This window comes from Yoonia maritima (assembly GCF_002933395.1).
Classification (GTDB): domain Bacteria; phylum Pseudomonadota; class Alphaproteobacteria; order Rhodobacterales; family Rhodobacteraceae; genus Yoonia; species Yoonia maritima_A.
The window spans coordinates 704,231-729,523 of record NZ_PKFN01000008.1; the positions used below are offsets into that span (position 1 = coordinate 704,231).

Consider the following 25,293-nt stretch of genomic DNA (forward strand, 5'->3'; position numbering starts at 1 on the left):
GCTAAACACCCCATAATAGTTCCTGTATGGCAGCATAAACCTTCCTTTTTCCAATTTTTCCGCACTGCGGACGTTAGTACAAACCGCAGCGAAAGAGAAAAAGAGCCCAACTTTGACCAATGCTGCACGACGCACGAATGTCGGCTTCGCGTATTAAGCAATTTCAGTCCGTAGTTGACCGTTGTCTGGCACCCATGTCATCTGTTTGGTATGCATACTTTCCTCCGAGTTCTTTTCATTTTTCTCGCCAGCGTCGCCCAAGCAGATGAAGATGCCATCGCAAAGTATGGCAATTATCTGCCAGAACAGCTTCTCGCATTGTCAGAGGACGAGCGACATAGTTCAGTCCCGCTGATATTCAGCGGAGCTGCCAACCTCGCGACGTCGCCGGCGGGCGAGTTGGTTATGAGAGCCTACTTAAACTCGTTGATGTATAACGGGTTTGCCGATTACGAAGGCGCAAAGCGTGCCTTCCAATCGGATTTGGGTGGCGAACCTACGGGTGCGTTAACCGTGTGGCAAATCCATTCGCTTGGATACCGCGCCTCGCGTGTGAACATGACCAGCGTCAGTTTCTTTCCATTCGACTTCGGAGGAACGATGACGGAGGACTGGGCATTCGTGAAAGGTACGGTTGAGATCATCGACGAAAGGATCGCCTACCCGGTCAATCACGTAGATATTGAATGCAGTCGCAATGAAGGTACGTGTGAGTATCGCCAGATGGCGCTTATGCTGCCCGACCAAAATTCTTGGGTCCAATCTTACCACGTCGGAGAGATTGCGGATGACACCTACCGGATCACACGATGGGAAGGGCAACTCATCGACGCCGTTCCTTTGAACGACAGTGCGTGCAGGACCAACCAGCTTAGCCTGAACTTCGAGACGCAAGAGTTCTTCGAGATTGCGCGGAACAATACGGCCGCAGAGTGCGAAACGATGCTGGGCGTGACATTCCAGCGTTTGGAGGAGCCACGTGTGTCTCGCATTGTGGACGGTCGCGAAATCATCAATGGGGAGTTCGAGGCGATCAGCGAAGAAGCGTTCACATACTTCTCAAGCTCATTCCGCAATCAAATTGATGATTTCGTATCCAGAGCTGATGGAAACTAGGATCAGACGATCAAAAAGAAGACGTTTTCAAGCCATTTCAGAACGGAGCAAAGTCCCGCATTGCCGTCAGTCGACTAACGGGTTTCGAGTGTCAGTTTTTCTTCGGGTATCGAAGGAAAAACTATGCTGCCAAAAAGGAAGATTTGCTGCGCAATTCGAAAACCGCACCATTGATTTCATTGCATTTTAAGAACTCAAAAAGGAACTGTTATGGGTTCCTGATCAAATAGCTTAAAACTGTCAGATAGCTTTCCCTTTACTGGTATAATCAGGGTTAAGAACGCCAATTCAGGACTGCTAAATGCAAGACTAATTGGGCAGCCAAAGCAGCGCGGCGGAACTGACCTTTTTGATCATGACACATAGCGCATTTTGGCAAGCGCCCGCTTTGGCGGTGGCCACCCACCGCTTGTCTTTATCATTCTACCTGAACGCAACCTGCGTGTTCTTTAGTACTCAAAAACAACCCAAGGATTAACTGCAAAGTAGCACCGTTGCATGTCTGACGTAGCGCCGACACGTCGATTTTACTTGATTTATTAGTCATAAGGTCCCACATGGGGTTGGCAGACGTTATCCAACTCGACCACTGTTTTCCTATCCGGCTACAGTCTTTCGATCTTGCACTGACTAAGCCAAACTGTCGCAATTATGCGGATAGTATTGATAAATAAAGGAAAACACGATGGCTACTGGCACCGTGAAATGGTTCAACACAACTAAAGGCTTCGGCTTTATCGCACCCGATGGCGGATCTAAGGACGTATTCGTTCACATCTCTGCTGTTGAGCGTTCTGGCCTAACTGGCCTGCGCGACGATCAGAAAGTTACTTTCGACATCGAAGCTGGTCGCGACGGCCGCGAATCTGCGGTTAACCTCGCACTCGCATAAGCGTCTAATGAATTTTGTGGCGTGCGTTTTCACGCGCGCCACAATCCAAAGGCAATTTAACGCCTTTTTGCATACAATACCTTAAAATTGTTGATTTTGTTGCACACTCTGCCATGGTTGAGTCGCGACGTTAAATTATCGACCACTGTCTCCCTTTCGGCCCAGTCAATCGATCTAAGTTTGACCGAGCCAACCCGCTGCAGTTCCGCGAGCGGATGATTTTGAAGGAAGACACTCACATGGCTTCAGGCACCGTGAAATGGTTCAACACAACTAAAGGCTTCGGCTTTATTGCCCCAGATGGTGGAACTAAGGACGTTTTTGTCCATATTTCTGCTGTGGAACGCTCAGGTCTGACTGGCTTGCGCGATGATCAAAAAGTTAACTTTGACATCGAAGCTGGTCGCGATGGTCGCGAAAGCGCCGTCAACCTGACACTCGCCGATTAATCGGTACACATAGAATAGTTTAGGGCGCCTCATTTAGGCGCCCTTTCTCGTTTAAACTTTATGCGACCTGGTTGCCAGACGCCCACACAGACCGAACCAGCGGAAGATCGTTAACCAGACCAAAGCGCAATACATCCGCACGTTGCCCAATATTGAGCACGCCCCTATCCGTCAGATGCACATGCTTAGCAGGCTGCGACGTGACCGTCCCGATACCGCGTGCCCAGTTCCCCCAGACCTTTGAAAGCTGCACAGCACCCAATAGCAATGCCGCCGGAACATAGTCGGACGACAAAATATCAAGCCGATTCAACGTAGCCAATTCATGTGCCGCAACATTGCCCGAATGTGACCCACCACGCACAAGATTTGGTGCACCCATTATCGTTGCAATCCCTGACGCGTGGCATGCATCCGCAGCTTCAACGGTTGTTGGAAATTCGGCCAATGTAATCCCGTGCGCGCGGCTTGCAGCAACTTGTTTTGCCGTTGTATCGTCATGGCTCGCCATGGTCGCGCCATAGCGATGCGCAGCCGCGACAGCCGCCGTCTCGTGCATCGTCCCAAGGCGGGACTGCAGGCTATATAGAAAATCGACATAGGCCGGAAATGCGGCACGATCCATTCCATGCTTCCCGCAAACATAGTCTTCATACTTTTGCAAATCGCTGAACTGACGCTGACCCGGGGTGTGGTCCATCAACGATACGATCCCAATTCGGTCAGATTCATCAAACTCAGCCAATTCATCCACAAGCGTTTCCGAACAAATCTCTGCGCGCAGATGAATATGGTGGCTGATTTTAAGCGCGCGCGCATTGCGCATTTGCAAAATCTCGTCCGCGACCTGACGCGCATATTTTCCATACCGTTTGCCATGGTCAGACGTGATAGACCCGACCCGGATCGCATCAAACACCGTTGTAATTCCCGTGCCAGCAAGCTCTCGGTCATGTGCAACGATTGCTGCACGGTGAGGCCAGTCGACTTTGGGGCGCGGGCTGATATGCCGTTCAAGATTGTCAGTGTGCAGTTCGATCATACCGGGGCAGACAAAATCGCCGTCACAATCAATCGCCCCGGTCGGTATGGTTGTGCCGTGGGCAATGTCAGTGATGATGCCCCCCTGCATTTTCAAACTGCCGGTAATCACCTCATCAGCAAGGATAAGCTGGGCATTGGCGAGTGTAATTTCTTGTGTCATGGATTTGTCACGCAATCTTGGCAAAGAGTGTTTCATGTTCGAACGATACGCAATTTTCTATACCCCTCCATCCGGCGCATTCGCCGATTTCTGCGCATCTTGGCTGGGTTGGGATAATCGGGATGGGCGTAAATGCGTTCACCCCCAAATCGCCGATCTTGACGTCGATAAGTTGACGCAGACACCTCGAAAATACGGTATTCACGCCACCCTGAAGGCACCTTTCAGATTGATCGAGGGGGCGTCGCAAAACCAGTTGAAGACTGCAACCAGCCAAATGGCTGAAACCATCCCCCCATTCCGTCTGGATGGGCTGTCTCTCAAACATCATCGCGGGTTTCTGGCGCTTCGGCCGCGCGGCAACATCACTACATTGAATAGTGTTGCCCAGCATATCGTCGAAACGCTTGACGACTTTCGCGCACCTGCTAGCGCTTCCGAATTGGCCCGCCGCAGGCAAGCCAACTTGTCTGAAAGGCAAGAGAAAAACCTGATGACATGGGGCTACCCCTACGTTGGCGAGGACTTTCATTTTCATCTGACCCTGTCTGGACGCATTGACCCCGGTCTTGGTGCTGACGTGACCGATGCGTTGGCGCCGCATCTTTTGCCGCTGGTGCCTCGTCCGTTTCCAATCGAGCAGATCGCCCTGATGGGAGAGGATAGCGAAGGGATGTTCCATGAAATCCAACGTTATGATCTCGCCGGATAAAGCAGGCGAAGTACAGCCTGCACAGTTTCATCCAAGGCCCCACTATTATCGATAACATGCGCTATCACGCCATCCGGCAAAGCATAGCTCGCCCGATCAAGACGCTTTTCAACTTGTTCCTTGGTTTCGCGACCACGTGCAGTTAGCCGATGCGCAAGCACCTCGCGCGTGGCGCTTAGCGATATAATCTCACATCGCTCAAACCTACTCTGCGCGGCGACAAGCTGCGCACGCGACAGGTTCGCAACGACATCGCATCCCTTAGCAAGAGTTTGATCGACACTCACAGGGATGGCGTATTGCAGACCATGGGCTGGCCAAGACAACGCAAACTCACCCGCTGACCGCATCTGCGCAAAGCAGTCTTCAGTGACACCCTCGAAATCTTCACCAACAGCGTCACTGGGCCTTGTGATAATCCGCCGAGCAAGCACAAGCCGCGGCTCTGACTGCGCCATCGCCGACATAACGCTATCTTTGCCCACACCAGATGGACCAACAACAGCAATAAACCGACCCGTCATATGGCTGCCCGCGGCGTGAAACCTGTCACATCGATTTCGCGGTCACAGACACGGTCCCGCGCGGCTTCATCATGGAAAATACCAACAATCGACGCGCCGCGCGCCTTAGCCTCTTCGATCATCGACATGACAACCTCACGGTTCACTCCGTCTAGGCTCGCGGTCGGCTCATCCAACAAAAGCGCGGGATAGTTATGGGCAAACCCACGAGCAATATTCACGCGCTGCTGTTCTCCCCCTGAAAACGTCGTTGGGCTCAGGCTCCATAGCCGCTCGGGAATATTCAGGTTATCCAACAATACTTCCGCCCGCGCAATTGCAGCCGAACGGTCAGTCCCTGTTGCCAACAATGGTTCCGCGACCACCTCGACCGTTGGCACACGCGGCACAACACGCAAGAACTGACTCACATAGCCCAGCGTATAGCGGCGCAACGCAAGTATGTCGCGCGGCGCCGCAACAGCGACATCCAAGTCACCGACCATAATCCGCCCGCCCGCAGTCAAATAATTCCCATAAATCATCCGCATTAAGGTTGATTTTCCAGACCCTGATTGCCCGACAAGCGCAACGCATTCACCAGCCTTCACCTGCAATGACGCACCCACCATAACGGGGATCGTCGCGGCAGCTTGGTTATGAAGCGTAAATGATTTTGATACGTTATCGACAGTAATCATCATCCTATCCTCGCTTTGTTCAAAATACTCAAAATTCAGACCTGCAACACAGAGGACACCAGTAGCTGGGTATAACCATGCTGCGGATCATCCAGCACCTGATCCGTAAGACCAGTTTCAACAACATGCCCGTCCTTCATGACCATCAGTCGATCCGCCAAAAGCCGCACAACAGCCAAGTCATGTGTGACAATAATCGCGCTTAGGTTCATCTCACGGACAAGCCCCCGCAGCAGGTCCAGTAGCCTCGCTTGTACGCTCACATCTAACCCCCCCGTTGGCTCATCCATGAACACAAGCCGCGGACCAGTCACCAAGTTTCGCGCGATCTGCAAGCGCTGTTGCATCCCCCCCGAAAAGGCACTGGGGCGGTCGTCTACGCGGTCGGCGTTAATCTCAACCCGGCTAAGCCAATCTATCGCCTGTTCACGAATTTCGCCGTAGTGACGTGCGCCGACAGCCATGAGCCGCTCTCCTACGTTACCGCCCGCGCTGACATTCATACGCAAACCATCCCGTGCATGTTGATGTACAAACGCCCAGTCAGTGCGCGACAACATCCGGCGTTCAGGTTCCGACATCGTAATCGTGTCACGCATACCTGCGATGCGCGTATCAAAGTTAACGGCACCAGTATCAGGCCCAAGATGACCCGCGAGACAGCTCAGAAGCGTTGACTTGCCCGACCCGCTTTCTCCGACAATCCCCATGACTTCGCCGGGGTACAGGTCAAACGAAACATCTTTGCAGCCAATGCGGTCGCCATAGGATTTTGACACGCCAGTTACATTTAACAACGGGTTCATGCGACATCCTCCTGATAGGGGATACCCTGCGCACCAATGCAACCCGCCTTGCGGCGGCCCGCGCAATAGTCCGTGTCAGAACACATAAACATGCGCCCGCCTGCGTCATCGACGATCAACTCATCCAGATAGCTGTCTTCGGCGCCGCACAAATCGCATGCGTGGTCGGCTTTGCTTGCCTCAAAGGGATAGTCGTCGAAATCAAGGCTGACGACATCCGTATAAGGTGGCACCGCATATATCCGTTGTTCACGGCCTGCGCCAAACAGCTGGATACCCGCCATGTTCAGTTTCGGGTTATCGAATTTAGGAATCGGGGACGGATCCATCACATAACGACCTTCAACCTTCACCGGATAGGCATAGGCCGTCGCAATTGCGCCATGCTGGGAAATATCTTCGTATAGTTTCACATGCATTAGCCCGTATTCCTCAAGACTGTGCATCTTGCGTGTCTCGACTTCTGAAGGCTCCAAAAACCGCAGCGGTTCGGGGATCGGCACTTGGTAAACAAGAATTTGATCACTGCGCAGTTCCTGTTCAGGAATGCGGTGCCGTGTCTGGATCACGCTGGCATCGACCGTTGCTTCGGTTACAGCCACGCCTGCTGTCTTTTCAAAAAAACGACGTATCGACACTGCGTTGGTCGTATCATCCGCACCTTGATCAATGACCTTAAACGTATCGTCCGGCGTCAGAACCGCTGCCGAAACTTGTACACCACCAGTCCCCCAACCGTACGGCATTGGCATTTCACGACTGGCAAACGGCACCTGATACCCCGGGATAGCAAGCCCCTTAAGGATCGCACGACGGATCATCCGCTTGGTTTGCTCATCCAGATAGGCAAAATTATAGTCCGTCATTCTGCGGCCTCCTGTTCGCCCATCGCTTCGCGACGCAGCCTGCGGATCAGTTCCAATTCAGATTGAAAATCGACGTAATGCGGCAGTTTGATATGTTCGAGGAACCCTGTCGCTTGAATGTTGTCTGCGTGGTACAGCACGAATTCTTCGTCCTGCGCGGGCGCACCGACATTATCTTCACCCAATTCTTTCCAGCGCAACGCCCGGTCGACCAGCGCCATGGAAATGGCTTTGCGTTCGGTCATCCCAAATACCAATCCATATCCCCGTGTGAATTGCGGAGGCTCCGTTTTAGAGCCTTGGAATTGGTTCACCGTTTCGCATTCGGTTAGGGTAACTTCGCCGATGTCGATGGCAAACCCCAGTTCAGGAATATCCATCTCCACGGACACTGCACCGATCCTCAGCTCTGCGACAAAGGCGTGGTTGCGGGCGTATCCACGCTGTGTGGAATAGGCCATGCCAAGGATGAACCCCTCATCGCCACGCGTCAGCGCTTGCAAACGAAGCGCACGCGTCGCTGGGAGTTCAAGCGGAGAGCGCGTTAAATCAGGCGGTGTCTCTGGCCCCTCGGGTTCGGTTTGGATCAGATTTTCGCGATCCAAGAACGACATGATGTGCGGAGTATCAGGTTGTGCGGTTGTAGCGGTGGGCGCTTGTGGAACCTCCCCGTCTGCGGCCAATTTGAAATCCAACAAACGATGTGTGTAATCAAACGTCGGCCCAAGCACCTGCCCACCCGGCGCATCCTTAAACGTTGCAGACACACGCCGATCACAGATCATTTGCTCCGTATCAACAGGGCAAGACCCACCAAATCGCGGCAATGTCGTACGGTAAGCGCGGATTAAAAAGATCGCCTCGATCAAATCACCGCGCGACTGCTTTATCGCAAGCGCAGCCAAATCGGGATCATAGAGCGACCCCTCGGCCATGACCCGGTTTACCGCCAGCGCAAGCTGTTCGCGAATTTGCGGAACTGACAATTCAGCAATCGATGTATCGCCCCGCCGTTCTTCGGCCAACCACGCATGGGCGTTATCGATCGCCTTTTCGCCGCCCTTTACTGCAACATACATCAGGACACCTTTATCGCGTTAACTTTGGTCGTGCGTGGCAGCGCAGCAAGACGATTTTGACACGTGAAGACAAAATCAAGTCCAAGCGGAAAAAGCGCTGCATTTTCTTGAAACGCCGCCGTGTCCGGCAACGAAAGCGTTGCTTTGCCCTTGATCCCTGGACCTCGTAGTTCAGCCCCTTCGGGATTTAACAAAGCGACTTCGACGATCAATGTCGCGGACCTGTCAGGATATTCCGAAGTTCCAATAGCAAAATCAGCAATCGGCAAATCGCCCCAAGAACCAACCGCAAAACTCGCCTTTGCCGCATCGACCAATGGCGCACTAGTGTGAAAGGTAATCCATGCTCTTACGTCATCTGTGTCAAATTCCGGTGTCAGAAAAACAGGTGTATCCGGATCACAAAGCGTGAGCAAAACCACACCAGCGGCCACGGACAACGGTGCAGGCGGGGTCGCGCCCACGACATCATTGATGATACCCGGTTGCGCAACTGCAGTCATAATCTGCCGAAACGCACGCGCGGAATCGAGCGGCGCGTTGCCAAAACCACCTTCTAAAGTCGTTGCTTGCATTAGTCCTCGCCCCTGACCATCGTGAAAAAATCGACCTTGGTTGCGGCGGCTTTTGCCGCGCGACTGACCTGTGATGAACGACGAATGTCGGTGAGCGGATCAATCACCGCTGCCTGAACAACCGCGGCTTCTTTCGTCTGCATCAGCGCATCAACCAATGCGGCGATCCGCGCCTGCTCTTTGTCACGCCCCTGCACATAAGCATGACCAACAACGCCGCTGATCAATTTAACAGAGCAACGCGTCACCGTCATTTCGCCTAAGTTAAAAGCTGAGCCAACCGCACCTGCCCGCCCGCGCACCATCACGCCACCGATCTCTGGCGCACGCAAATAGCTAAACTCTGGCGCGATCCTAATTTCACCCCATAGCTGTACCAACGTAACTGCATCAGATTTAGCCAACAGGCTCATCCATGCTTTTCGGGCTGCGTTTGGATCGTTCATTTCTTCCATCTAGACACCTTGCCTGTTTGTCTAAATTAATATACAACTAGACAAATACTAGGCCGAGTCTTTTACGACTGGCAATCCCTGATGATGTGAAACTTTCGTGACACCATGGCTCGTACTGCAATCTGGACTTCGATCAGCACCTCGCTGACCAATGATATTGCTGAAGGTCGTTACGGCCCCGGTGACAAGCTTCCGACCGAAGCTGTGCTTGCCGCCCGATTTGGGGTAAATAGGCACACAGTCCGGCGCGCCTTGGCCGCGATGGCGAATGACGGTCTTGTACATGCCCGACGTGGCGCAGGCGTTTTTGTTGCCCAAACACCAACGGACTATCCCATTGGTCGCCGGGTCAGATTTCACCAGAACTTGACCGCCGCCGGTCGTGCACCAGCTAAGCAAATCCTGTCCCTAGAAACACGCGCCGCAGATGAGCGCGAGGCTGAGGCGCTTAATATTAAGATGGGCACCCTTGTCCATGTCTATGACGGGCTATCACTCGCTGATGAGCAGCCTATCGCGCTATTTCGGAGTGTCTTTCCCGCAGAGCGATTTCCCAATATTTTGCGAGACGTAGACGAAACCAAATCAGTCACAGCCGCATTCTTACGGCACGGCATCACAGATTATACGCGCGCTTCTACGAGGATGACAGCGAAGCTCGCCAATCCCACACAGGCATTGCACCTAAGGATTACTGAGGGTGCGCCTATACTACGGTCCGTTGGCATCAACGTCGATCTTGACGGAACGCCCATTGAATTCGGCCATACTTGGTTCGCAGGAGACCGCGTCACGCTGACTGTTAGCAATTCGTGAATCGCGATGTCATACGCACGATACATCGATGGGCGATAAAACCTGAAACAACCTTCAGGCGAGCAAATCGATGACACCCCCGATTGCATTTCTTTCGTTAAACGGCGCACAAATCTTACGCGACGGACAAATCACGACAGGCAACATAACGGTACGTGAAGGATTTATGCGCGACGATAGTAGGCCGGGTGAGCCAAGCATTAACCTTGCTGGGTATTACGTATTGCCGGGGATCATTGATCTACACGGTGACGCATTTGAACACCACCTTGCCCCCCGCCCGTCCGCGCCGTTTCCCATCGAATTTGGGCTAGCAGGCACGGACCGAGACGCCGCTGCAAATGGGGTAACGACAGCATGGATGGCGCAAAGCTGGTCTTGGGAAGGTGGCGGTCGCGGACCTGACTTTGCAGAGAAGTTCATGCAAACCCACGCGGACTATCGAAGCAACATGTTGACAGACCTACGGATACAAATCCGATGTGAAACACATACTGTCGATACCCAAGATAGGTTAATTGACGCCATAGAAACCTATGGCATCGACTACGTCGTGTTCAACAACCACCTTGATGAGGCCGTCGAGATCGCAAAGGCACAACCAGATCGGATCGCCGCATGGGCGTCACGCGCAGGGCGAACAACAGCAGAGCATATGGCCCTTGTCGAAGCAACACGGGACCTCAGCACGCAAGTTCCCCGTTATTTGTGCAATCTCGCAGCCGCTTTTGACCGTCTCGCAGTACGATATGGGAGCCATGACGACCCGGATGGGCGCACACGCGAATATTACTCAATGATTGGCGCGAAAATATGTGAATTTCCTACGCAGCGAAGCGCGGCAGCGCTTGCGAAAACTTGGGCAGACCCTGTGATTATGGGTGCGCCAAACGTGGTGCGTGGCGGATCACAATCGGGCAACATCGCCGCCGTGTCTTTGATCCGCGAAGGACTGTGCGACGCGCTTGTTTCCGATTACCATTACCCCACGTTGGCGCAGGCTGCATTTTCCCTAGCCGATGCGAATGTTATGGACTTCGCCCGTGCTTGGGGAATGATCTCAAGCCGTCCTGCACGCATAATGGGATTAGGCGACCGTGGTGTCATCGACGAAGGCAAACGCGCCGACCTAACCATCGTAAACGCAAGTACCCGCCAAGTCGAAGGCACCATGGCAGCTGGCAGATGGTCATATCTCGCCGCGGGTCTTGCACATCGACTAACCCAAGCTGCACCAAAACTGCGGATCGCAGCCGAGTGAGTAGATTTTGAACACTAGATCGCTCTGATCGTTGCCTCGCAAGCCTACACAATCAATCGGTCAACCAAACGAGCTGACTGCCATGATACGCGAAAGTATCAGCCCGCCTATCGCGATGTGTACAATATTCTCAAAAGCTAGGTTTTGATTTATGCTCACGCAGAAATGCTGCAGAGGTTTATCAACGACGGAAAAACCTGCGTTGACCGTTAGATGTAAAACCAAACCGAAGATGGAATCCGTTATGACCACGCTATCAGACACTCCGAAACGTTACGGCCTCATAAGTCGCACACTCCATTGGGGCATGGCCGCTTTATTTGCTATGCAGTTCTTGTCGGCAGCAGCGCATTGGGCCCTTCCGCGCGAGAACGCATTACGTGAAGCACTTTGGAGTTACCATGCAACGCTGGGAACAACCCTATTAATCCTGGTCATTTTACGCGGCATTTGGGGATTGATGAACATTTCTCGACGACCATCCCACAGCGGAACGATGGGTCAAGCGGCTAAAGTTGGTCATATCGCTTTGTACCTGCTTATGGCGATCGTTCCGTCGTTAAAATTAATGGCATACGCTGGTGGTACGCGCGGATTTACTTATCTAGGCATCGAAATTTTTTCTGCGCGTATCACAGAAATTAGCTGGATGCAGGCTCTCGGGGGGTGGCATGGTGAATTAGGCTGGGTTCTCGCGTTTTTGGTTGTCGGGCATATTGCTATGGCATGCATCTGGCACCGAATTATCCTGCGTGATGATACCCTCAAACGTATGGTCGGGTAAAATCGACGCCCGGCCATCCGAGATGGTTTAATCAACGGCCGCACGACCTGCATCGTCAACGTCTGTGTTTGGCGCGCAGAATTGAGATACGGGATACGGGATACGGTTTCGCGATCTGTTTCAATGCAGACTCCATATCCCCTAAGCATATCTTTCGAGAAACGCTTCAGCGGTCATTTCGCGAAAGTCATATAGGGCGGCCCGCAAGTTATCATGCGGCCAGTCCCACCACGCGAGCGCCATCATGCGTTCGGCGACGTCGTCGGTAAAACGCGCACGCAGAGGCACAGCCGGTATCCCTGCGACAATCATATAGGGCGGCACGTCTTTGGTTACGATGGCACCGCCAGCAACGACACAACCATGCCCAAGCGTTACGTCTGGCCGGACCTGGGCACCATGCCCGATCCATGTGTCATGCCCAATGATTGTTCGCCGAGACCGGCGAAGCGCAAACCAATCGTCATCTTGACATGCATCTTCAAAGTAGTCGGCGGACCGGTAATGAAAATGATGTAGGCTCGCCTTCTCCATCGGGTGATCCGTCGCGCCAATCCGCACATAACTCGCGATATTCGCGAACTTGCCTATCTGTGCATTCGCGATATCGGCAAAACGGTCACAATAGGAATAATCACCCAAATGGGAATGCGCCAAGCGCGTCCCGCGCCCGACCTCGGTATATCGGCCAAAAGTCGTATCCGTAATTTCGCAATCAGGATGAACAAACGGAGTGTCTGCATTCAACCGTGCCATATTAAAATGACCTTTCCTCGCCATTCCACCGCAAAAATTTCCCGGTGTCATTGAGCGTTATATTCTCGGCAAGCGTCACAATACCATCGGCAACATCTGCGGGTTCTAAATCTGCCAGTATGCCAATACCGCGCATCGCTGTCATCACCGCATCGGGTTGGGTAACGTCAAACGCAACATCGCCGCGATTGCCCGGCCTCACCGCGCGAATAACATCCATGCCGCGTGACTGCGCAATCGTCGCAATCGCCGCGCCAATGCCACGGTTTGCGCCCGTTATGAGGATTGTCGTCAATGCCCGCCCTCGTCGCCCTTGATCAGCTTGCGCCGCAACCAACCAGAGAACGTGTCCATCATCATGACCATCAGGATAATGAGAACAATGTAGTATGTGACCTCTTCCCAGTCTTTCTGGGTATTGATCGCTTGGGTTAGCAGCAGACCGATCCCCCCACCGGTGATCGCACCGATGATTGTCGCGGATCGCGTATTGGATTCAAGGTAGTACAGAACTTGGCTTAGTAACACGGGGGTGATTTGCGGAATGACCCCGAAACGGTAACGTTGCAGTGGCTTGGCACCGGTAGAGGTGATGCCTTCGATCTGCTTGCTATCAACGTTTTCCAACGCTTCCGAGAACATTTTGCCGAACGAGCCCGTATCTGTCAGCAAGATCGCCAATGACCCAGTCAGCGGACCCGGCCCAAAGGCGCGTGATAAAACAATCGTCCAGATCAGCCCGTCTACCCCACGCAAGAAATCAAACACGCGCCGTGCCGCGAAACGCAACCCACCAAGTGGAGTGAAATTCTTTGCGGCCAAGAACCCAAGCGGCAGCGCGACCATCGCGGCACCAAATGTACCTAGGAATGCCATCAGGACCGTTTCGAATAATGCCCATGCGACATCACCATGCCGCCACATCTTGTTTGCCCAAAATTCGGACCAAATCGCGCCAGCTTCGCCGTTGAACGCATGCCCCACTAACCTGCCAAATTCCATCCCGTGGTACGGGCTATCTAAGGTGAAAAAGAACAGTTCCCAGCCCATAGAATAACGGAATACTTCTGACCTGTTTCGGGTAACGGTCAGGCGCCCGGCATCAGTTGAAATGGTCACACGGTTCTTTGATGCGTTTATCCAATCGGGCAGTTCGCCCGCTGGAAACACTGCGTTTACGCCACTGCGTCCGGGTTCAGTGACGATCATCCCATAGCCAGGAACGTCATAGGTCACCTGGGTTTCGCCAAAGGTCACGACATGATCATCGCCAAGGTCAATCAACGTGTCAGTCCCCAAAGCGACCCACGCAGGGCCTGTCCCTTCGGCGTAGCGCCCTTTGCGTTCCCCTTCGATGGATACGTCGACCGAACCATCACGGTTGTCGCGGGTGACGTGGGTTTTATAGCTATACGCATCTGAAACCAGCGTTCGCGCATTATCCAAATTGGCACGCTCAGCCAATCCGCCAATATCGAAGCTGACAAAGATATAAATGAAATAGACAAGGATCATTGCAGGTGCTGCGAACGACATCAGCCGTTTGCGTTGAAAATGCGCGGCAGAACGGATTTGGAGCGGCATGACTGTCACGCGTGCATCTCCCCTTTGATAGACCCGTGGGTCAAACGGTTGCGCAGGTAGCTGGATGTTTGGTCGACGACGACGATGGTAAAAAATAGCAACAGGAAGATCGCGGCGGCTTCGTCGAACTTGCCCTGCCCCCAGCTCATCGTGTTACGTAGGTCGTATCCAATGCCGCCCGCCCCCACAAAGCCAAGGATAGCAGAGGCGCGAATGTTGATTTCAAACCGCAGCAGCGCATAACTTAGGTAATTTGGTGCGACCTGCGGGATGACACCCAACCACATCCGTTGGATCCAGCCTGCGCCAACAGATTCCAGCCCTTCTATTGGTTTTAACGACGCGTTTTCATTGACCTCAGAAAACAATTTCCCCAGCGCGCCGACCGTGTGTAGCGCAATCGCGATCATCGCAGGCACAGGGCCACCGCCCAGGATAAAGATCAGCACAAGCGCGATCACGATTTCAGGGACAGCACGCAGCACGTCCAAAACGCGGCGCAACGGGCCGACCATCCACGGAACAGGGGCAAGGCCGCGCGTCACTAGCAGCGACATGAGCAAACCCAAAATACCACCCAACAGGGTCGAAGCCGCAGCGATATTGATGGTTTCAGTCAATGACGGCAGATATTTCGCAAAATAACCCGGCAGCAAATGAGCCCGTTCAAATGCCTCGCTAATCACATCAGTCGGAAAGTCGAGCAACATCGGCAGCCCATTCCAAAAGCCACCCGCGTTTCGGTCGTTTGCCGTTGCAAAACCACCCAACATCAATGCGACGAACACAATCAAAAGGATCATGTTCATGACCCGTTTACTGCGGACCTGCGCCATATAGTCGGTCTGAATATCTGCGGTTGTCAGCTCTGCCATCTGCCTGCCTTATAAACAAAATTACAGGCCCCAGTGTGATACCGGGGCCTGCAGAACTTCATGAAAATCGTTTAGTTAGACTTTGCAAGGCGGGCTGCAACGATCGAAACATAGGCGTCATGTGTGATCGGATCAAAGCCAAGCGTTTCACCTGCCGCAACGCCATAGGCACAGTCTGGGTCTGCTTCGAACAGGCCATCAACCAGCGCTGTCATCTTGTCTTTGACGTCTTGTGGCAGCGCGGTGCGCAGAACCATCGGACCTTCGGGGATGGGCGCGGAACGCCAGATTTCAACCAGATCGTTCATATCGACAAGACCCGCATCAACCGCTTTGCGCAGTGCGCCAGAATTGAAACCATCGTCCCATTCGCCTTGGCCATCGGCCCAAGTCACGCCACCATCAACGTCACCGTTATTCACAGCAACGATTGTCTGCTCGTGACCGCCAGTGAATTTGACTTCACCAAAGTAGTCACCAGATTCCATTGATGCGCCGGTCTCTTGGGGGATTTCGATAGATGGGATCAGGTAACCAGAAGTCGAATTCGGATCGCCAAAACCAAAGACTTTGCCCTGCATGTCTTCAAGCGATGTGATGCCACTGTCTGCGCGTGCAAAACCGATTGAATGATACCCGTAAGACCCATCCAAATTGATTTTAACCAAAACAGGTTCGACCGCAGTTTCGTCTTGGATGTAAATCGCAGCATAAGAAGACGCGCCCAGCCAAGCCATATCAAGCGTACCACCCAGCAGGCCCTGAATAACGCCGTTATAGTCCGCTGGCGCGAACAGCTTTGTTTCGACGCCTAATTCTTCTTCGGTGTAACCACGCAGGCATTCGTATGAATTCATACGGTCTTGCGCGTTTTCGCCACCCAAGATGCCGATGCGAAATTCGTCAATGGCGTGACCTTCAGCAAAGGCAGCACCTGTCAGCGATGTTGTCGCAAGCGCGGCAGCTATCAGTTTTTTCATTGGTCTTCTCTCTTACAAAACGCCCCAAGCAGACGGGGCTTTGGGGTTAAATCTTGCGTCAGACGCTTACGGCGATGTCCGCCAGTTTCGCGACTTCTTCGCTTAGGGTTTCAATTTCGGTGGATGTGGCCGCTTCCGAGAATGTCTCGTCCGCGCCATAAATGTCGCGGGCAGCGCCGGTAGTTAGCTGTTCGGGCGTGCCGTCAAACACGATCCGCCCGCCGCGCATCCCGATCACCCGGTCGCAATACCGGCGCGCGGTATCAAGCGTGTGTAGGTTCGCAATTACCATGCGGCCGTCTTGTTCGTGGATATCACGCAAGGACTGCATCACCACCTGCGCGTTCATCGGGTCAAGCGACGCGATCGGTTCATCTGCCAGAATAATCTTGGGGTCTTGCATCAACGCCCGCGCAATCGCGACGCGCTGCTGCTGACCGCCAGACAATGCCTCGGCGCGTTTGGGTGCATGTTCCGCGATCCCAAGACGATCAAGAATTTCAATCGCGCGATGGATATCTTCGGTCGGATAAAGATTGAACATCGTTGCAAAGGTCGAACGACGGTTCAACGTGCCGTGCAACACGTTGGACACAACATCCATCCGCGGCACCAAATTAAACTGCTGAAAGATCATCGCGCATTGGGATTGCCAATTGCGCTTGGCCGCACCACGCAGCTGCGTGACATCCTGACCTTCAAACATGATCGCACCAGAGGTCGCATCGGTCAAACGGTTCAGCATCCGCAGCAGTGTAGATTTACCAGCGCCCGACCGCCCAATAATCCCGATCATCACCGGTTTATCGACAGCGATACTCGCCGCATCAACGGCTTTATTTTGGCCAAAGGCCTTGGTCAGGTCATCAATACGCAGCATCAAGGCTCTCCAAAGTCTTATGCTGTGTGATCCCCTCGCTTTGCAGAATTGTTAAGAAATGGTGAAGGTTTTGTGACGGATCGGGGCATAAACGACAAAGGGATTAATCATGACGCAGCTTGGATACTCAATCACGATGTCAGCTATGTGGGGCTTTGCAACCGTTGATCCTCAAAACTAAATATGCAATCCATATTCATGACCGAAACTCATTCAACGTCAATTTCAGACAGCCTAATTTGGTCACTCAGGGCGCTTGCCCAAGAGGCTGATACTCAATTTCAGTTGTACCAGTGTTACGACGAAGCTGCCGATAATTTAGTTTTGGACTTTGAGACCTATATCCTCAAGGAACCCGCGGACTTTCTAAATGAAAACCCAGACATTAAAAAACTTGATGAGTTGATTGATAGCAAGTCTGGTGTCGTCGGTTACTGGAACAAGGATGCAATGCTTCACTCCGTTTTTTGGCAGGACATTAGAGCAAACGCAAAAATGATACTCATAAAACGAGAGCTTCCTTTGAGCGCACCAGAGCCACTAAATATTATTTTTATGAACGTAGACAACGTTCCTAGACGCTTGGGGCTCTTTGCTAAATTTCGAGCTATCATTGGACGTTGACTCAATAAGCTGCGGCTCCACAAAGTAATTCACCCTCAAAAGAGCCCCGCAAATGCGAGGCCCTTTGTGTCTTATTTATCGCCGGATAGACCGCCAGCAATGTCAGGTGAGCCGTCCAAATCTTTGGGCAGCACCAAGTTCAGCACAATCGCGATGAAGGCTGATGGCAGCAGGCCGGATGTCATCAAGATGCGCATTGTGTCTGGCAGATATTGGACCGCTTTTGGTTCTAGCTGAAGGCCCAAGCCGATCGACAGGGAAATCGCAAAGATCACCATGTTGCGGCGGTTCCAGTCGACTTCGGACAGCATGGACACACCAGCTGCAACGACCATACCGAACATGACGATCACACCACCACCCAGAACTTCGATTGGGATGGTGTTAATGATCGCGCCCACTTTGGGAACCAACCCGCAGATAATCAGGAAGATCGCACCGACGGTCACGACGTGCCGGCTCATCACGCCGGTCATCGCGATCAGGCCGACGTTCTGGCTAAAGGATGTATTGGGGAAACCGCCAAAGATGCCAGCAAGCGCAGTGCCGAAACCATCGGCAAAGGTCGCGCCTTGGATTTCTTTGTCCGTTGCTTCGCGCCCCGCGCCACCTTTGGTGATGCCGCTGACGTCGCCGACGGTTTCGATTGCTGACACAAACGCCATCATGCAAAACCCGATGACCGCAGCCGCGCTGAACTCAAAGCCATATTTGAACGGCATCGGCGCTGCGAAAGTAGCTGCATTGCTGACTTTGGCCGCGATGCCGAAATCACCGCCAAAGCTGATCATCCCGAAAATCAGCGCATAGATATAGCCGGCGATCAACCCGATGATCACAGCAGAAATCGACAACATGCCCTTGGCGAAGAACTTTAGCGCGAGGGTCACAATTATGACCGTACCAGCGGCACCCCAATTCAACAGGCTGCCATATTCGGGGCTATTCACCGCAGGAACACCGCCCGCCGCATATTGGATGCCAACCTTGACCAGCGCCAAACCGATCATGACTACGACCAGCCCGGTCACCAAAGGAGGCAAGGCAAATCGGATTTTGCCGATCACGGTGCCCAACAACGCGTGGAACAGGCCGCCGATCAAAACGCCGGTAAACAGGGCGGGCATTGCCTCTACCCCTTTGCCAGCGACCAGTGGGATCATGATTGGGATAAACGCGAACGACGTCCCTTGCACGATTGGCAGCCGTGCGCCAACTGGGCCCATGCCGATTGTTTGGAACAGTGTCGCGATGCCCGCAAACAGCATCGACATCTGGATAAGATAGGTCATATCCGGGAACCCAAGCGCCCCCGCGTCGGACCCAAAGCCAAAGCCAGCTGCCCCTGAAATGATGATGGCAGGTGTCACGTTCGATACGAACATCGCCAATACGTGCTGAATGCCAAGTGGAACCGCTTTTGCGATCCCCGGGAAATAGTCTGGGTCGCGCAGCTGTTCTGGCGTCCCGATTGAATTATCTGTCATTATTTTTGTCCCTGATGGTTTGCCGATCTTAGCGCCGGTCAAATTTAGAAATTTATGAAATAGGGTGTGTCGTAGTGATGCTCCTCTAGGTTTGGGGTGTCACCGATACGGTCAATCACGGCAAATAGGCCCGGCCCGGCCAGTGGGGTCAGAACGCCGTGCCAGGTACCACGATGGAAATTTATACCCTCTCCGGGGTTTGTGATGAATGCATGGGGTCGCAGATCAGCGTCTGCGACGACGACCAAAAACGGGTCCATGCTCATCGGGATAAACGCCTGCGATCCGTCTGGGTGGCGCTCAATTAGGCCTAGCTGGTAGGGCAGTTGCCGCAGTTCAGACCGGAACAGGCTGATCCCCACCCGTGCATCGCCAACATCAACCTTTGCCCGGTCGTGGAACCGCCCACATAGGCCAGCGTTGATGATTTTATCGGGGTCGCCATCGCAATTCAGCACATCCCCATATGGCGCAAACGCCGCTGCCGTCAGAGGGGATATGCTGATGTTTCGGGTCATCTTGGCAACATATCCTTAAGCCGGTGCAGTGCGATGCGTTCGACCTGATGGCAGGCTTCTTGGAATTCTGTTGCCCGATCGTTGTTTAGACGTGACTGCATTGCTTCCTTGATCGACGCTTTGTCATGGTCGCGCACGGCAATGATAAAGGGAAAGCCGAATTTGTCGGTATAGGCCGTGTTGCCTGCTTCGAATTCTGTGCGTTCGCTGTCGGTCAGCGCGTCCAAACCTGCGCTTGCTTGCTCTCCTGTGCTTTCTGCTGTCAGGCGCTTCGCTGCGGCCAGTTTTCCGGCCAAGTCCGGGTGCGCTGTCAGCACGCCCAGCCTTTCGTCTTCGCTTGCGGTTCGGAACATCCGCGCAAACGCATTTTGCAAGCCTACGGCGGTGTCATGCGCGGGCCCAAGCTCTAGATCAAAGGCGCGCTCGGCAATCCAAGGCGAATGCTCAAAAACGCCACCATAAGCCTGCACAAACTGATCACGGCCCATTTGCGATGGGCGGACAAAACGCTGATGCGGGTGCTCGGTCGCCCAATGGTCGGCGATCTGTTCACGGGTCGCAAACCAAACGTCATCATGGCTTTGCGCATATTCGATAAACTGACGCAAAGCCTCGACACGGCCAGGGCGGCCAATCAGGCGACAGTGCAGGCCAATCGACAACATCCGCCCGCCCTCGCGGTATAGCGCGTCAAAGCTGGCCTTGAGATATTCAAAAAACTGCGTGCCAGAGTTGAAGCCCTGCGGCGTCGCGAAACGCATGTCGTTGGCGTCCAATGTGTAAGGCACGATCAGTTGATCGGTTTTACCGAACTCTGACCAATACGGCACGTCATCGGCGTAGGTATCCGCCACATAGGCAAACTGGCCAGTCTCCGCAGCTAGTCGCACAGTGTTGTCCGAACAGCGCCCCGTGTACCAACCGCGCGGCGGTTCACCCACGACCTCTGTGTGCAGGCGGATCGCCTCAGCCATATCGGCGCGTTCGACATCTTCGGGGGCGTCTTTGTATTCGATCCACTTCAAACCGTGGCTCGCAATTTCCCAGCCTGCGTCTTTCATTGCGGCAACCTGTTCCGGGCTGCGCGCCAATGCAGTGGCGACCCCGTAAACGGTAATCGGCAAATCGGCCATCAGCCGATGCAGCCGCCAGAACCCAGCACGACTGCCGTATTCATAGATGCTTTCCATGTTCCAATGGCGCTGGCCGGGCCACGGCGCGGCACCAACGATTTCGGACAAAAACGCCTCTGACGCGGCATCGCCGTGCAGCACGTTGTTTTCGCCGCCTTCTTCGTAATTCAAGACAATTTGCACGGCAATGCGCGCACCGTTCGGCCAATTCGCCGCCGGAGGGTTCGCCCCATAGCCGATCATGTCACGCGGATATCTTTGCACCGGTGTCTCCTATTTCATTGCCATGATAATCAGAAATAATCCTGATTGTTTTCAAAATATTTACGAAAGTCTTTCGGCAGTTCGAATAGCATCGCCGATCTTATCAATCATGAACTCCATAAACAGGCGGGTTTTAGGATCTTGGTGCCTGCGATGCATATAAAGGCACGACATTTGAACCGGCACGGGGGGCGTTTTCGCACCAACAACGACAAGCGCACCATTCGCAAGATGCTCTGCGACCTCAAAACGCGGTTTCATCGCCACCCCCTGCCCCGCCAGCGCCCAGTCTGTAAGAACATCACCATCGTCACTTTCCAGCCGCCCACTGACGCGAAACCGTTGCGGGCCATTTTCGGTCATCAACTGCCACTGGAACTCAAGTGCACCGGGAAAGCGCAGGTTCAGGCATTCATGTTTGTCATTCACAAGCGCAGCACCATCCGCCGGATGCCCGCGCGCGGCAATGTATTCAGGCGATGCAACCAGCACCCGCGCGACATCCGATATCTTGCGTTGGCGCAAATTACTGTCGGTAGGCTGGCCCAAATGAAACGCCAAATCCAACCCTTCGGTTGTCATATCTACCGTCCGGTCAGTCATACGCAGCCGCACGTCAATCAACGGATATTGCGCTGTAAATTCGGGAACATGCGGCGCAATCAATCGGCGCCCAACACCCAAAGGTGCCGCAACATGCAGCTGCCCTTTGGGGTTTTCGGTCAGATCAGAAACCTGTGCCTCGGCGTAATCGACAGCATCCAAGACACTGCAAGCGCCACCATAAAACGCCTTGCCCTGCGCTGTCGGTGTAAGGCTTCGGGTGGTTCGCTGGAACAGCCGCACAGACAAGTGGTCCTCTAGCTGAGAAATCCGGGCAGATGTCACCGCTGGCGAAATCCGAAGATCGCGACCCGCCGCTGACATCGACCCCAGTTCATAGACACGCACGAAAGTGCGGATATTCTCAAAGTAAGACATTATTCTGCAATTTTTGATAGAGCTTGGCAGTATCAGCGAATACAAGAAAACCAAGCCGTTGACTAGACTGGGCGCAAAAAGGGGACACGCATGTACGATCTGGCAATTCTATGGGACTGGCTGGCCTTTGCCGTGCGCTGGCTGCATGTGGTCACGGCGGTCGCTTGGATCGGGTCAAGCTTCTATTTCATCGCGCTTGATCTGTCGCTGAACCGCGATATCGACGGCCCCGCCGATGGCGAAGAATGGCAGGTCCACGGCGGCGGTTTCTATCACATCCAGAAATATCTGGTCGCGCCAAAGGCGATGCCAGAACATCTGACCTGGTTCAAATGGGAAAGCTATTCAACCTGGCTGTCTGGTTTCGCCATGCTCGCGGTCGTGTACTGGGCCGGGGCTGAACTCTTCCTGATTGATCCATCCAAGGCTGATCTGGCGATTTGGCAGGCCATCTTTATCTCGGCGGCATCGCTTGCCGTCGGCTGGCTGATCTACGATTACCTTTGCAAATCCCCGCTTGGAAACACGCCAACCGTATTGATGGTGCTGCTGTTTGTCCTGCTGGTCGCCATGTCGTGGGGCTATAACCAAGTCTTTACCGGCCGCGCGGCATTGCTCCACTTGGGCGCGTTCACCGCTACGATTATGACGGCCAATGTGTTCTTTATCATCATGCCGAACCAACGGATCGTCGTTGCGGACCTAAAGGCCGGGCGCACGCCGGACCCAAAATATGGCAAAATCGCAAAGCTGCGATCGACACATAATAATTACCTTACCCTGCCAGTGATATTCCTGATGTTGTCGAACCACTATCCTCTGGCGTTCGGTACTCAATACGCATGGATTATCGCGGCATTGGTATTCCTGATGGGCGTCACGATCCGTCATTATTTCAATTCAATGCACGCCCGCAAAGGCAAACCAAGCTGGACATGGGCCGTCACGGTTATCTTGTTCCTCATCATCGCATGGCTATCCACGCAGCGCGGATATGACAGCTATGAAGAGGCTGAGGCGCGTGAATTAACCGCATACGAGCAACGCTTTGCGAGTGCCGAAGGATACGACGAAGTCCACGATATCGTCATTGGCCGCTGTTCAATGTGCCACGCGCGCGAACCGGTCTGGGGCAATATGCAGCATGCGCCCAAAGGTGTGTTCCTAGAAACCACAGGGGACATCACGAAACACGCGCGCCAAATCTATTTGCAAGCAGGGGTTAGCCAAGCAATGCCGCCTGCAAACATTACACACATAGAAAACGAAGATCGCGCTAAACTGATCGCTTGGTACCGCGCAGGGTCGTAGGGTGGGTTTTAACCCACCGCGCCCTAAAACCTGATTTCGAACGCAGCACCCGGTCCGTCCAACAAGCTGATCTGCGCACCCTGCGCCTGAAGCATTCGCGCCACAATAGGCAGCCCCATACCTGTCCCACCGGCGTCACGACGCGTTGTAAAAAACGGATCAAAAATGCGGTCCCGATTACCTTCGGAGATGCCGGGCCCGTTGTCAGCGATTACGACCCGATGATCATGATGCGTGATTTGGATATCTGTTGCGCCATGCGCCTTGGCGTTTCCAACAAGATGGGTCAAAACCAGTTTCAGAACCTCTGGTGAAAACGGCACTTCGCCATCCTTTATCACACGCACACCATCAAAGTCAGCGACCTCAGAAAGAACGCAACTCCCTCGCGGCAACGGGTCTTGTGCACGGGCTAGCGCACGTTGACTGTCCAACAGAGCCTCCATCCTTGCCACTGCGTCGGTGATATTTTGCAGCATTTTAGTGCGGTCGGCGACTGACAGATTAGGATCACCCAGCAGCTCTGCGGCGCCACGCACGACAGTCAAAGGGGACTTAAATTCGTGGGTCACATGATCCGCATAAGACCTTAGAACGGCCTCGCGACCCTGTAAGGTCTCGGTCATGGCAAACACGGCGTTTCCTAGTTTGGAAAACTCTGGCGTTCCGAAATGGGTCGGGACTTTGGCTTCACCTTCGGCCTGCGCGTAATCCGTAATGGCGCGCACAGGGCGCAACACAAGTCGCCACAAAAAGAATCCCAGCACACCCGTCGCAACGAATGCCATTCCGGCAATCATCCAAGTGGTCTCGGCCCAACCAAGAACGCCACCAGCGACACGAAAATAACCGATACCAATAAGCGGCAAAAAGAACACTGCAGCCAAGGTGCCACCCAGCACAAAAGCCAGTGGCGGTCGCCATTTGGCGATTACGCGCCGCGGCATGCGCCCATCCGGATGCCAACACCATGTACAGTCTCAATCGCGTCGGTGCAGCCCGCCTCGGCCAGCTTAGCCCGCAAATTGCGTAGATGACTATCCATCGTACGATCACTGACATGTACGTTGGTGCCATAGATTTGATCGACCAACTGCGGGCGGGACAACACATTGTCCGGGCGTCGCATTAAATGCAGCGCTAGTTCCATTTCGCGGGCAGTCAACGTCACCGGCGCATCATTCACGTGGCAAAGGTGTCGCTCTGGATCGATACTCAGCAAGCCCCGGCGCAAGACGGCCTGCGTTGTTTCAACTGGTCCGCTGCGTTTCAGAATCGCACGGACACGCGCCACCAACTCGCGCGGTGAAAACGGTTTAGACACATAGTCATCTGCGCCCAGCTCAAGACCGACAATCCGGTCGACTTCATCCGCTTGCGCGGTCAAAAACAGCACGGGCACCTGCGAAGTCTTGCGCAATTCACGGCACACCGAAAGCCCGTCCATCTCGGGCATGCCGATATCGAGAACGATCAAGTCAGGTGACAGGCTTTGTGCAGCTTCTAGCGCTGCGCGACCATCGGCCGCCTCAGTCACACCGAAACCTGCCTGCCCCAGCGCAATGCGCAATACGTCACGAATTTGCGCATCATCATCTGCGATCAATATCATTGCCCCACCTCCATCAATGCCAAACTACGGCGTCAGCATTCGTTTAGGTAGCGCAATTTGCGGCATACG

29 protein-coding genes are annotated in these 25,293 nt (G+C 53.7%); 9 read left to right on the top strand and 20 right to left on the bottom strand.

Going from position 1 to position 25,293, the window contains the following annotated elements:
- Positions 1 to 210: 210 nt before the first annotated feature.
- The 3 genes from CYQ09_RS10055 to CYQ09_RS10065 all read left to right on the top strand — a co-directional run bounded on the left by CYQ09_RS10055 (position 211) and on the right by CYQ09_RS10065 (position 2,457).
- The gene (locus tag CYQ09_RS10055; protein WP_106745239.1) at positions 211 to 1,116 is read left to right on the top strand and encodes a hypothetical protein; all 906 of its coding nucleotides are present in this window, start codon (positions 211 to 213) and stop codon (positions 1,114 to 1,116) included.
- A gap of 685 nt (positions 1,117 to 1,801) precedes the next feature.
- Positions 1,802 to 2,008, top strand: coding sequence for a cold-shock protein (locus tag CYQ09_RS10060; RefSeq protein ID WP_090195363.1), 207 nt, complete (start codon positions 1,802 to 1,804; stop codon positions 2,006 to 2,008).
- Between the two features lie 239 nt (positions 2,009 to 2,247).
- Positions 2,248 to 2,457 carry a cold-shock protein gene (locus tag CYQ09_RS10065; protein WP_106357805.1) on the top strand — a complete coding sequence of 70 codons (210 nt, stop codon included), beginning with the start codon at positions 2,248 to 2,250 and terminating at the stop codon, positions 2,455 to 2,457.
- Between the two features lie 58 nt (positions 2,458 to 2,515).
- Here CYQ09_RS10065 and CYQ09_RS10070 read toward each other — a convergent pair whose 3' ends face one another.
- Entirely contained in the window at positions 2,516 to 3,661 is a 1,146-nt protein-coding gene (locus CYQ09_RS10070; protein ID WP_106745240.1) for an alpha-D-ribose 1-methylphosphonate 5-triphosphate diphosphatase, read from the bottom strand.
- A 34-nt stretch (positions 3,662 to 3,695) separates the two neighbouring features.
- Here CYQ09_RS10070 and CYQ09_RS10075 point away from each other — a divergent pair, with 34 nt between their 5' ends.
- Positions 3,696 to 4,373: a DUF1045 domain-containing protein gene (locus CYQ09_RS10075; RefSeq protein WP_106745490.1), complete on the top strand. Its 678-nt coding sequence runs from the start codon at positions 3,696 to 3,698 to the stop codon at positions 4,371 to 4,373.
- On the opposite strand, the gene phnN is transcribed toward CYQ09_RS10075, so the two are convergent.
- The 7 genes from phnN to phnG are packed head-to-tail and all read right to left on the bottom strand — an operon-like array spanning position 4,355 to position 9,358.
- Entirely contained in the window at positions 4,355 to 4,897 is a 543-nt protein-coding gene (gene phnN, locus CYQ09_RS10080; RefSeq protein WP_106745241.1) for a phosphonate metabolism protein/1,5-bisphosphokinase (PRPP-forming) PhnN, read from the bottom strand. The genes CYQ09_RS10075 and phnN overlap by 19 nt on opposite strands.
- Positions 4,894 to 5,577: a phosphonate C-P lyase system protein PhnL gene (gene phnL / locus CYQ09_RS10085; protein ID WP_106745491.1), complete on the bottom strand. Its 684-nt coding sequence runs from the start codon at positions 5,575 to 5,577 to the stop codon at positions 4,894 to 4,896. The genes phnN and phnL overlap by 4 nt, the downstream gene beginning before the upstream one ends.
- 35 nt (positions 5,578 to 5,612) lie before the next feature.
- Positions 5,613 to 6,383: a phosphonate C-P lyase system protein PhnK gene (gene phnK / locus CYQ09_RS10090; RefSeq protein WP_106745242.1), complete on the bottom strand. Its 771-nt coding sequence runs from the start codon at positions 6,381 to 6,383 to the stop codon at positions 5,613 to 5,615.
- The gene (locus CYQ09_RS10095) at positions 6,380 to 7,249 is read right to left on the bottom strand and encodes an alpha-D-ribose 1-methylphosphonate 5-phosphate C-P-lyase PhnJ (RefSeq protein ID WP_106745243.1); all 870 of its coding nucleotides are present in this window, start codon (positions 7,247 to 7,249) and stop codon (positions 6,380 to 6,382) included. Before CYQ09_RS10095 ends, phnK begins: the two co-directional genes overlap by 4 nt.
- Positions 7,246 to 8,328, bottom strand: a complete 1,083-nt coding sequence (locus CYQ09_RS10100; protein ID WP_106745244.1) for a carbon-phosphorus lyase complex subunit PhnI — start codon at positions 8,326 to 8,328, stop codon at positions 7,246 to 7,248. The genes CYQ09_RS10095 and CYQ09_RS10100 overlap by 4 nt, the downstream gene beginning before the upstream one ends.
- Positions 8,328 to 8,903 (bottom strand): phosphonate C-P lyase system protein PhnH, encoded by a 576-nt coding sequence (gene phnH / locus CYQ09_RS10105; RefSeq protein ID WP_106745245.1) that lies wholly within the window; start codon positions 8,901 to 8,903, stop codon positions 8,328 to 8,330. The genes CYQ09_RS10100 and phnH overlap by 1 nt, the downstream gene beginning before the upstream one ends.
- A complete protein-coding gene (gene phnG, locus CYQ09_RS10110) occupies positions 8,903 to 9,358 on the bottom strand; it encodes a phosphonate C-P lyase system protein PhnG (RefSeq protein ID WP_106745246.1) in 456 nt (151 codons plus the stop codon). The genes phnH and phnG overlap by 1 nt, the downstream gene beginning before the upstream one ends.
- Positions 9,359 to 9,463: 105 nt before the next feature.
- Between phnG and phnF the strand changes: the two genes are divergently transcribed.
- From phnF to CYQ09_RS10125, 3 genes are all read left to right on the top strand, one after another.
- Positions 9,464 to 10,174, top strand: a complete 711-nt coding sequence (gene phnF / locus CYQ09_RS10115) for a phosphonate metabolism transcriptional regulator PhnF (protein WP_106745247.1) — start codon at positions 9,464 to 9,466, stop codon at positions 10,172 to 10,174.
- A gap of 70 nt (positions 10,175 to 10,244) precedes the next feature.
- Positions 10,245 to 11,435 (top strand): alpha-D-ribose 1-methylphosphonate 5-triphosphate diphosphatase, encoded by a 1,191-nt coding sequence (locus CYQ09_RS10120; RefSeq protein ID WP_106745248.1) that lies wholly within the window; start codon positions 10,245 to 10,247, stop codon positions 11,433 to 11,435.
- A gap of 244 nt (positions 11,436 to 11,679) precedes the next feature.
- Positions 11,680 to 12,219, top strand: a complete 540-nt coding sequence (locus CYQ09_RS10125; protein WP_106745492.1) for a cytochrome b — start codon at positions 11,680 to 11,682, stop codon at positions 12,217 to 12,219.
- Positions 12,220 to 12,360: 141 nt separating this feature from the next.
- Here the strand turns inward: CYQ09_RS10125 and CYQ09_RS10130 are convergent, their stop codons facing one another.
- From CYQ09_RS10130 to phnC, 6 genes are all read right to left on the bottom strand, one after another.
- A complete protein-coding gene (locus CYQ09_RS10130; RefSeq protein ID WP_106745249.1) occupies positions 12,361 to 12,975 on the bottom strand; it encodes a chloramphenicol acetyltransferase in 615 nt (204 codons plus the stop codon).
- 1 nt (position 12,976) lies between these two features.
- Positions 12,977 to 13,270, bottom strand: coding sequence for a hypothetical protein (locus tag CYQ09_RS10135; RefSeq protein WP_106745250.1), 294 nt, complete (start codon positions 13,268 to 13,270; stop codon positions 12,977 to 12,979).
- Positions 13,267 to 14,559, bottom strand: a complete 1,293-nt coding sequence (phnE, locus tag CYQ09_RS10140; protein ID WP_106745251.1) for a phosphonate ABC transporter, permease protein PhnE — start codon at positions 14,557 to 14,559, stop codon at positions 13,267 to 13,269. The genes CYQ09_RS10135 and phnE (CYQ09_RS10140) overlap by 4 nt, the downstream gene beginning before the upstream one ends.
- Positions 14,560 to 14,564: 5 nt before the next feature.
- Positions 14,565 to 15,434: a phosphonate ABC transporter, permease protein PhnE gene (phnE, locus tag CYQ09_RS10145; protein ID WP_106745252.1), complete on the bottom strand. Its 870-nt coding sequence runs from the start codon at positions 15,432 to 15,434 to the stop codon at positions 14,565 to 14,567.
- A 71-nt stretch (positions 15,435 to 15,505) separates the two neighbouring features.
- Positions 15,506 to 16,414, bottom strand: a complete 909-nt coding sequence (phnD, locus tag CYQ09_RS10150) for a phosphonate ABC transporter substrate-binding protein (RefSeq protein ID WP_106745253.1) — start codon at positions 16,412 to 16,414, stop codon at positions 15,506 to 15,508.
- Positions 16,415 to 16,472: 58 nt separating this feature from the next.
- A complete protein-coding gene (gene phnC / locus CYQ09_RS10155; protein ID WP_106745254.1) occupies positions 16,473 to 17,294 on the bottom strand; it encodes a phosphonate ABC transporter ATP-binding protein in 822 nt (273 codons plus the stop codon).
- A gap of 198 nt (positions 17,295 to 17,492) precedes the next feature.
- Here phnC and CYQ09_RS10160 point away from each other — a divergent pair, with 198 nt between their 5' ends.
- Positions 17,493 to 17,918 (top strand): hypothetical protein, encoded by a 426-nt coding sequence (locus CYQ09_RS10160; RefSeq protein WP_162617634.1) that lies wholly within the window; start codon positions 17,493 to 17,495, stop codon positions 17,916 to 17,918.
- Between the two features lie 71 nt (positions 17,919 to 17,989).
- On the opposite strand, the gene CYQ09_RS10165 is transcribed toward CYQ09_RS10160, so the two are convergent.
- From CYQ09_RS10165 to CYQ09_RS10180, 4 genes are read right to left on the bottom strand one after another with little or no spacing between them, the layout of a single operon-like run.
- Complete coding sequence (locus tag CYQ09_RS10165) at positions 17,990 to 19,405, bottom strand: uracil-xanthine permease family protein (protein WP_106745493.1); 1,416 nt, start codon at positions 19,403 to 19,405, stop codon at positions 17,990 to 17,992.
- A gap of 44 nt (positions 19,406 to 19,449) precedes the next feature.
- Entirely contained in the window at positions 19,450 to 19,923 is a 474-nt protein-coding gene (locus CYQ09_RS10170; RefSeq protein ID WP_106745256.1) for an ureidoglycolate lyase, read from the bottom strand.
- Positions 19,920 to 21,320: an allantoinase PuuE gene (gene puuE, locus CYQ09_RS10175; RefSeq protein WP_430383339.1), complete on the bottom strand. Its 1,401-nt coding sequence runs from the start codon at positions 21,318 to 21,320 to the stop codon at positions 19,920 to 19,922. The genes CYQ09_RS10170 and puuE overlap by 4 nt, the downstream gene beginning before the upstream one ends.
- A 60-nt stretch (positions 21,321 to 21,380) precedes the next feature.
- Positions 21,381 to 22,301, bottom strand: coding sequence for a LysR family transcriptional regulator (locus CYQ09_RS10180; protein ID WP_106745258.1), 921 nt, complete (start codon positions 22,299 to 22,301; stop codon positions 21,381 to 21,383).
- Positions 22,302 to 22,391: 90 nt separating this feature from the next.
- Between CYQ09_RS10180 and CYQ09_RS10185 the strand changes: the two genes are divergently transcribed.
- Complete coding sequence (locus tag CYQ09_RS10185) at positions 22,392 to 23,612, top strand: urate hydroxylase PuuD (protein WP_106745259.1); 1,221 nt, start codon at positions 22,392 to 22,394, stop codon at positions 23,610 to 23,612.
- A gap of 23 nt (positions 23,613 to 23,635) precedes the next feature.
- Here the strand turns inward: CYQ09_RS10185 and CYQ09_RS10190 are convergent, their stop codons facing one another.
- Together CYQ09_RS10190 and CYQ09_RS10195 are read right to left on the bottom strand one after the other, a co-directional pair.
- Positions 23,636 to 24,559 (bottom strand): sensor histidine kinase, encoded by a 924-nt coding sequence (locus CYQ09_RS10190; protein ID WP_106745260.1) that lies wholly within the window; start codon positions 24,557 to 24,559, stop codon positions 23,636 to 23,638.
- The gene (locus CYQ09_RS10195; RefSeq protein WP_106745261.1) at positions 24,544 to 25,224 is read right to left on the bottom strand and encodes a response regulator transcription factor; all 681 of its coding nucleotides are present in this window, start codon (positions 25,222 to 25,224) and stop codon (positions 24,544 to 24,546) included. The genes CYQ09_RS10190 and CYQ09_RS10195 overlap by 16 nt, the downstream gene beginning before the upstream one ends.
- Positions 25,225 to 25,293 lie beyond the last annotated feature (69 nt).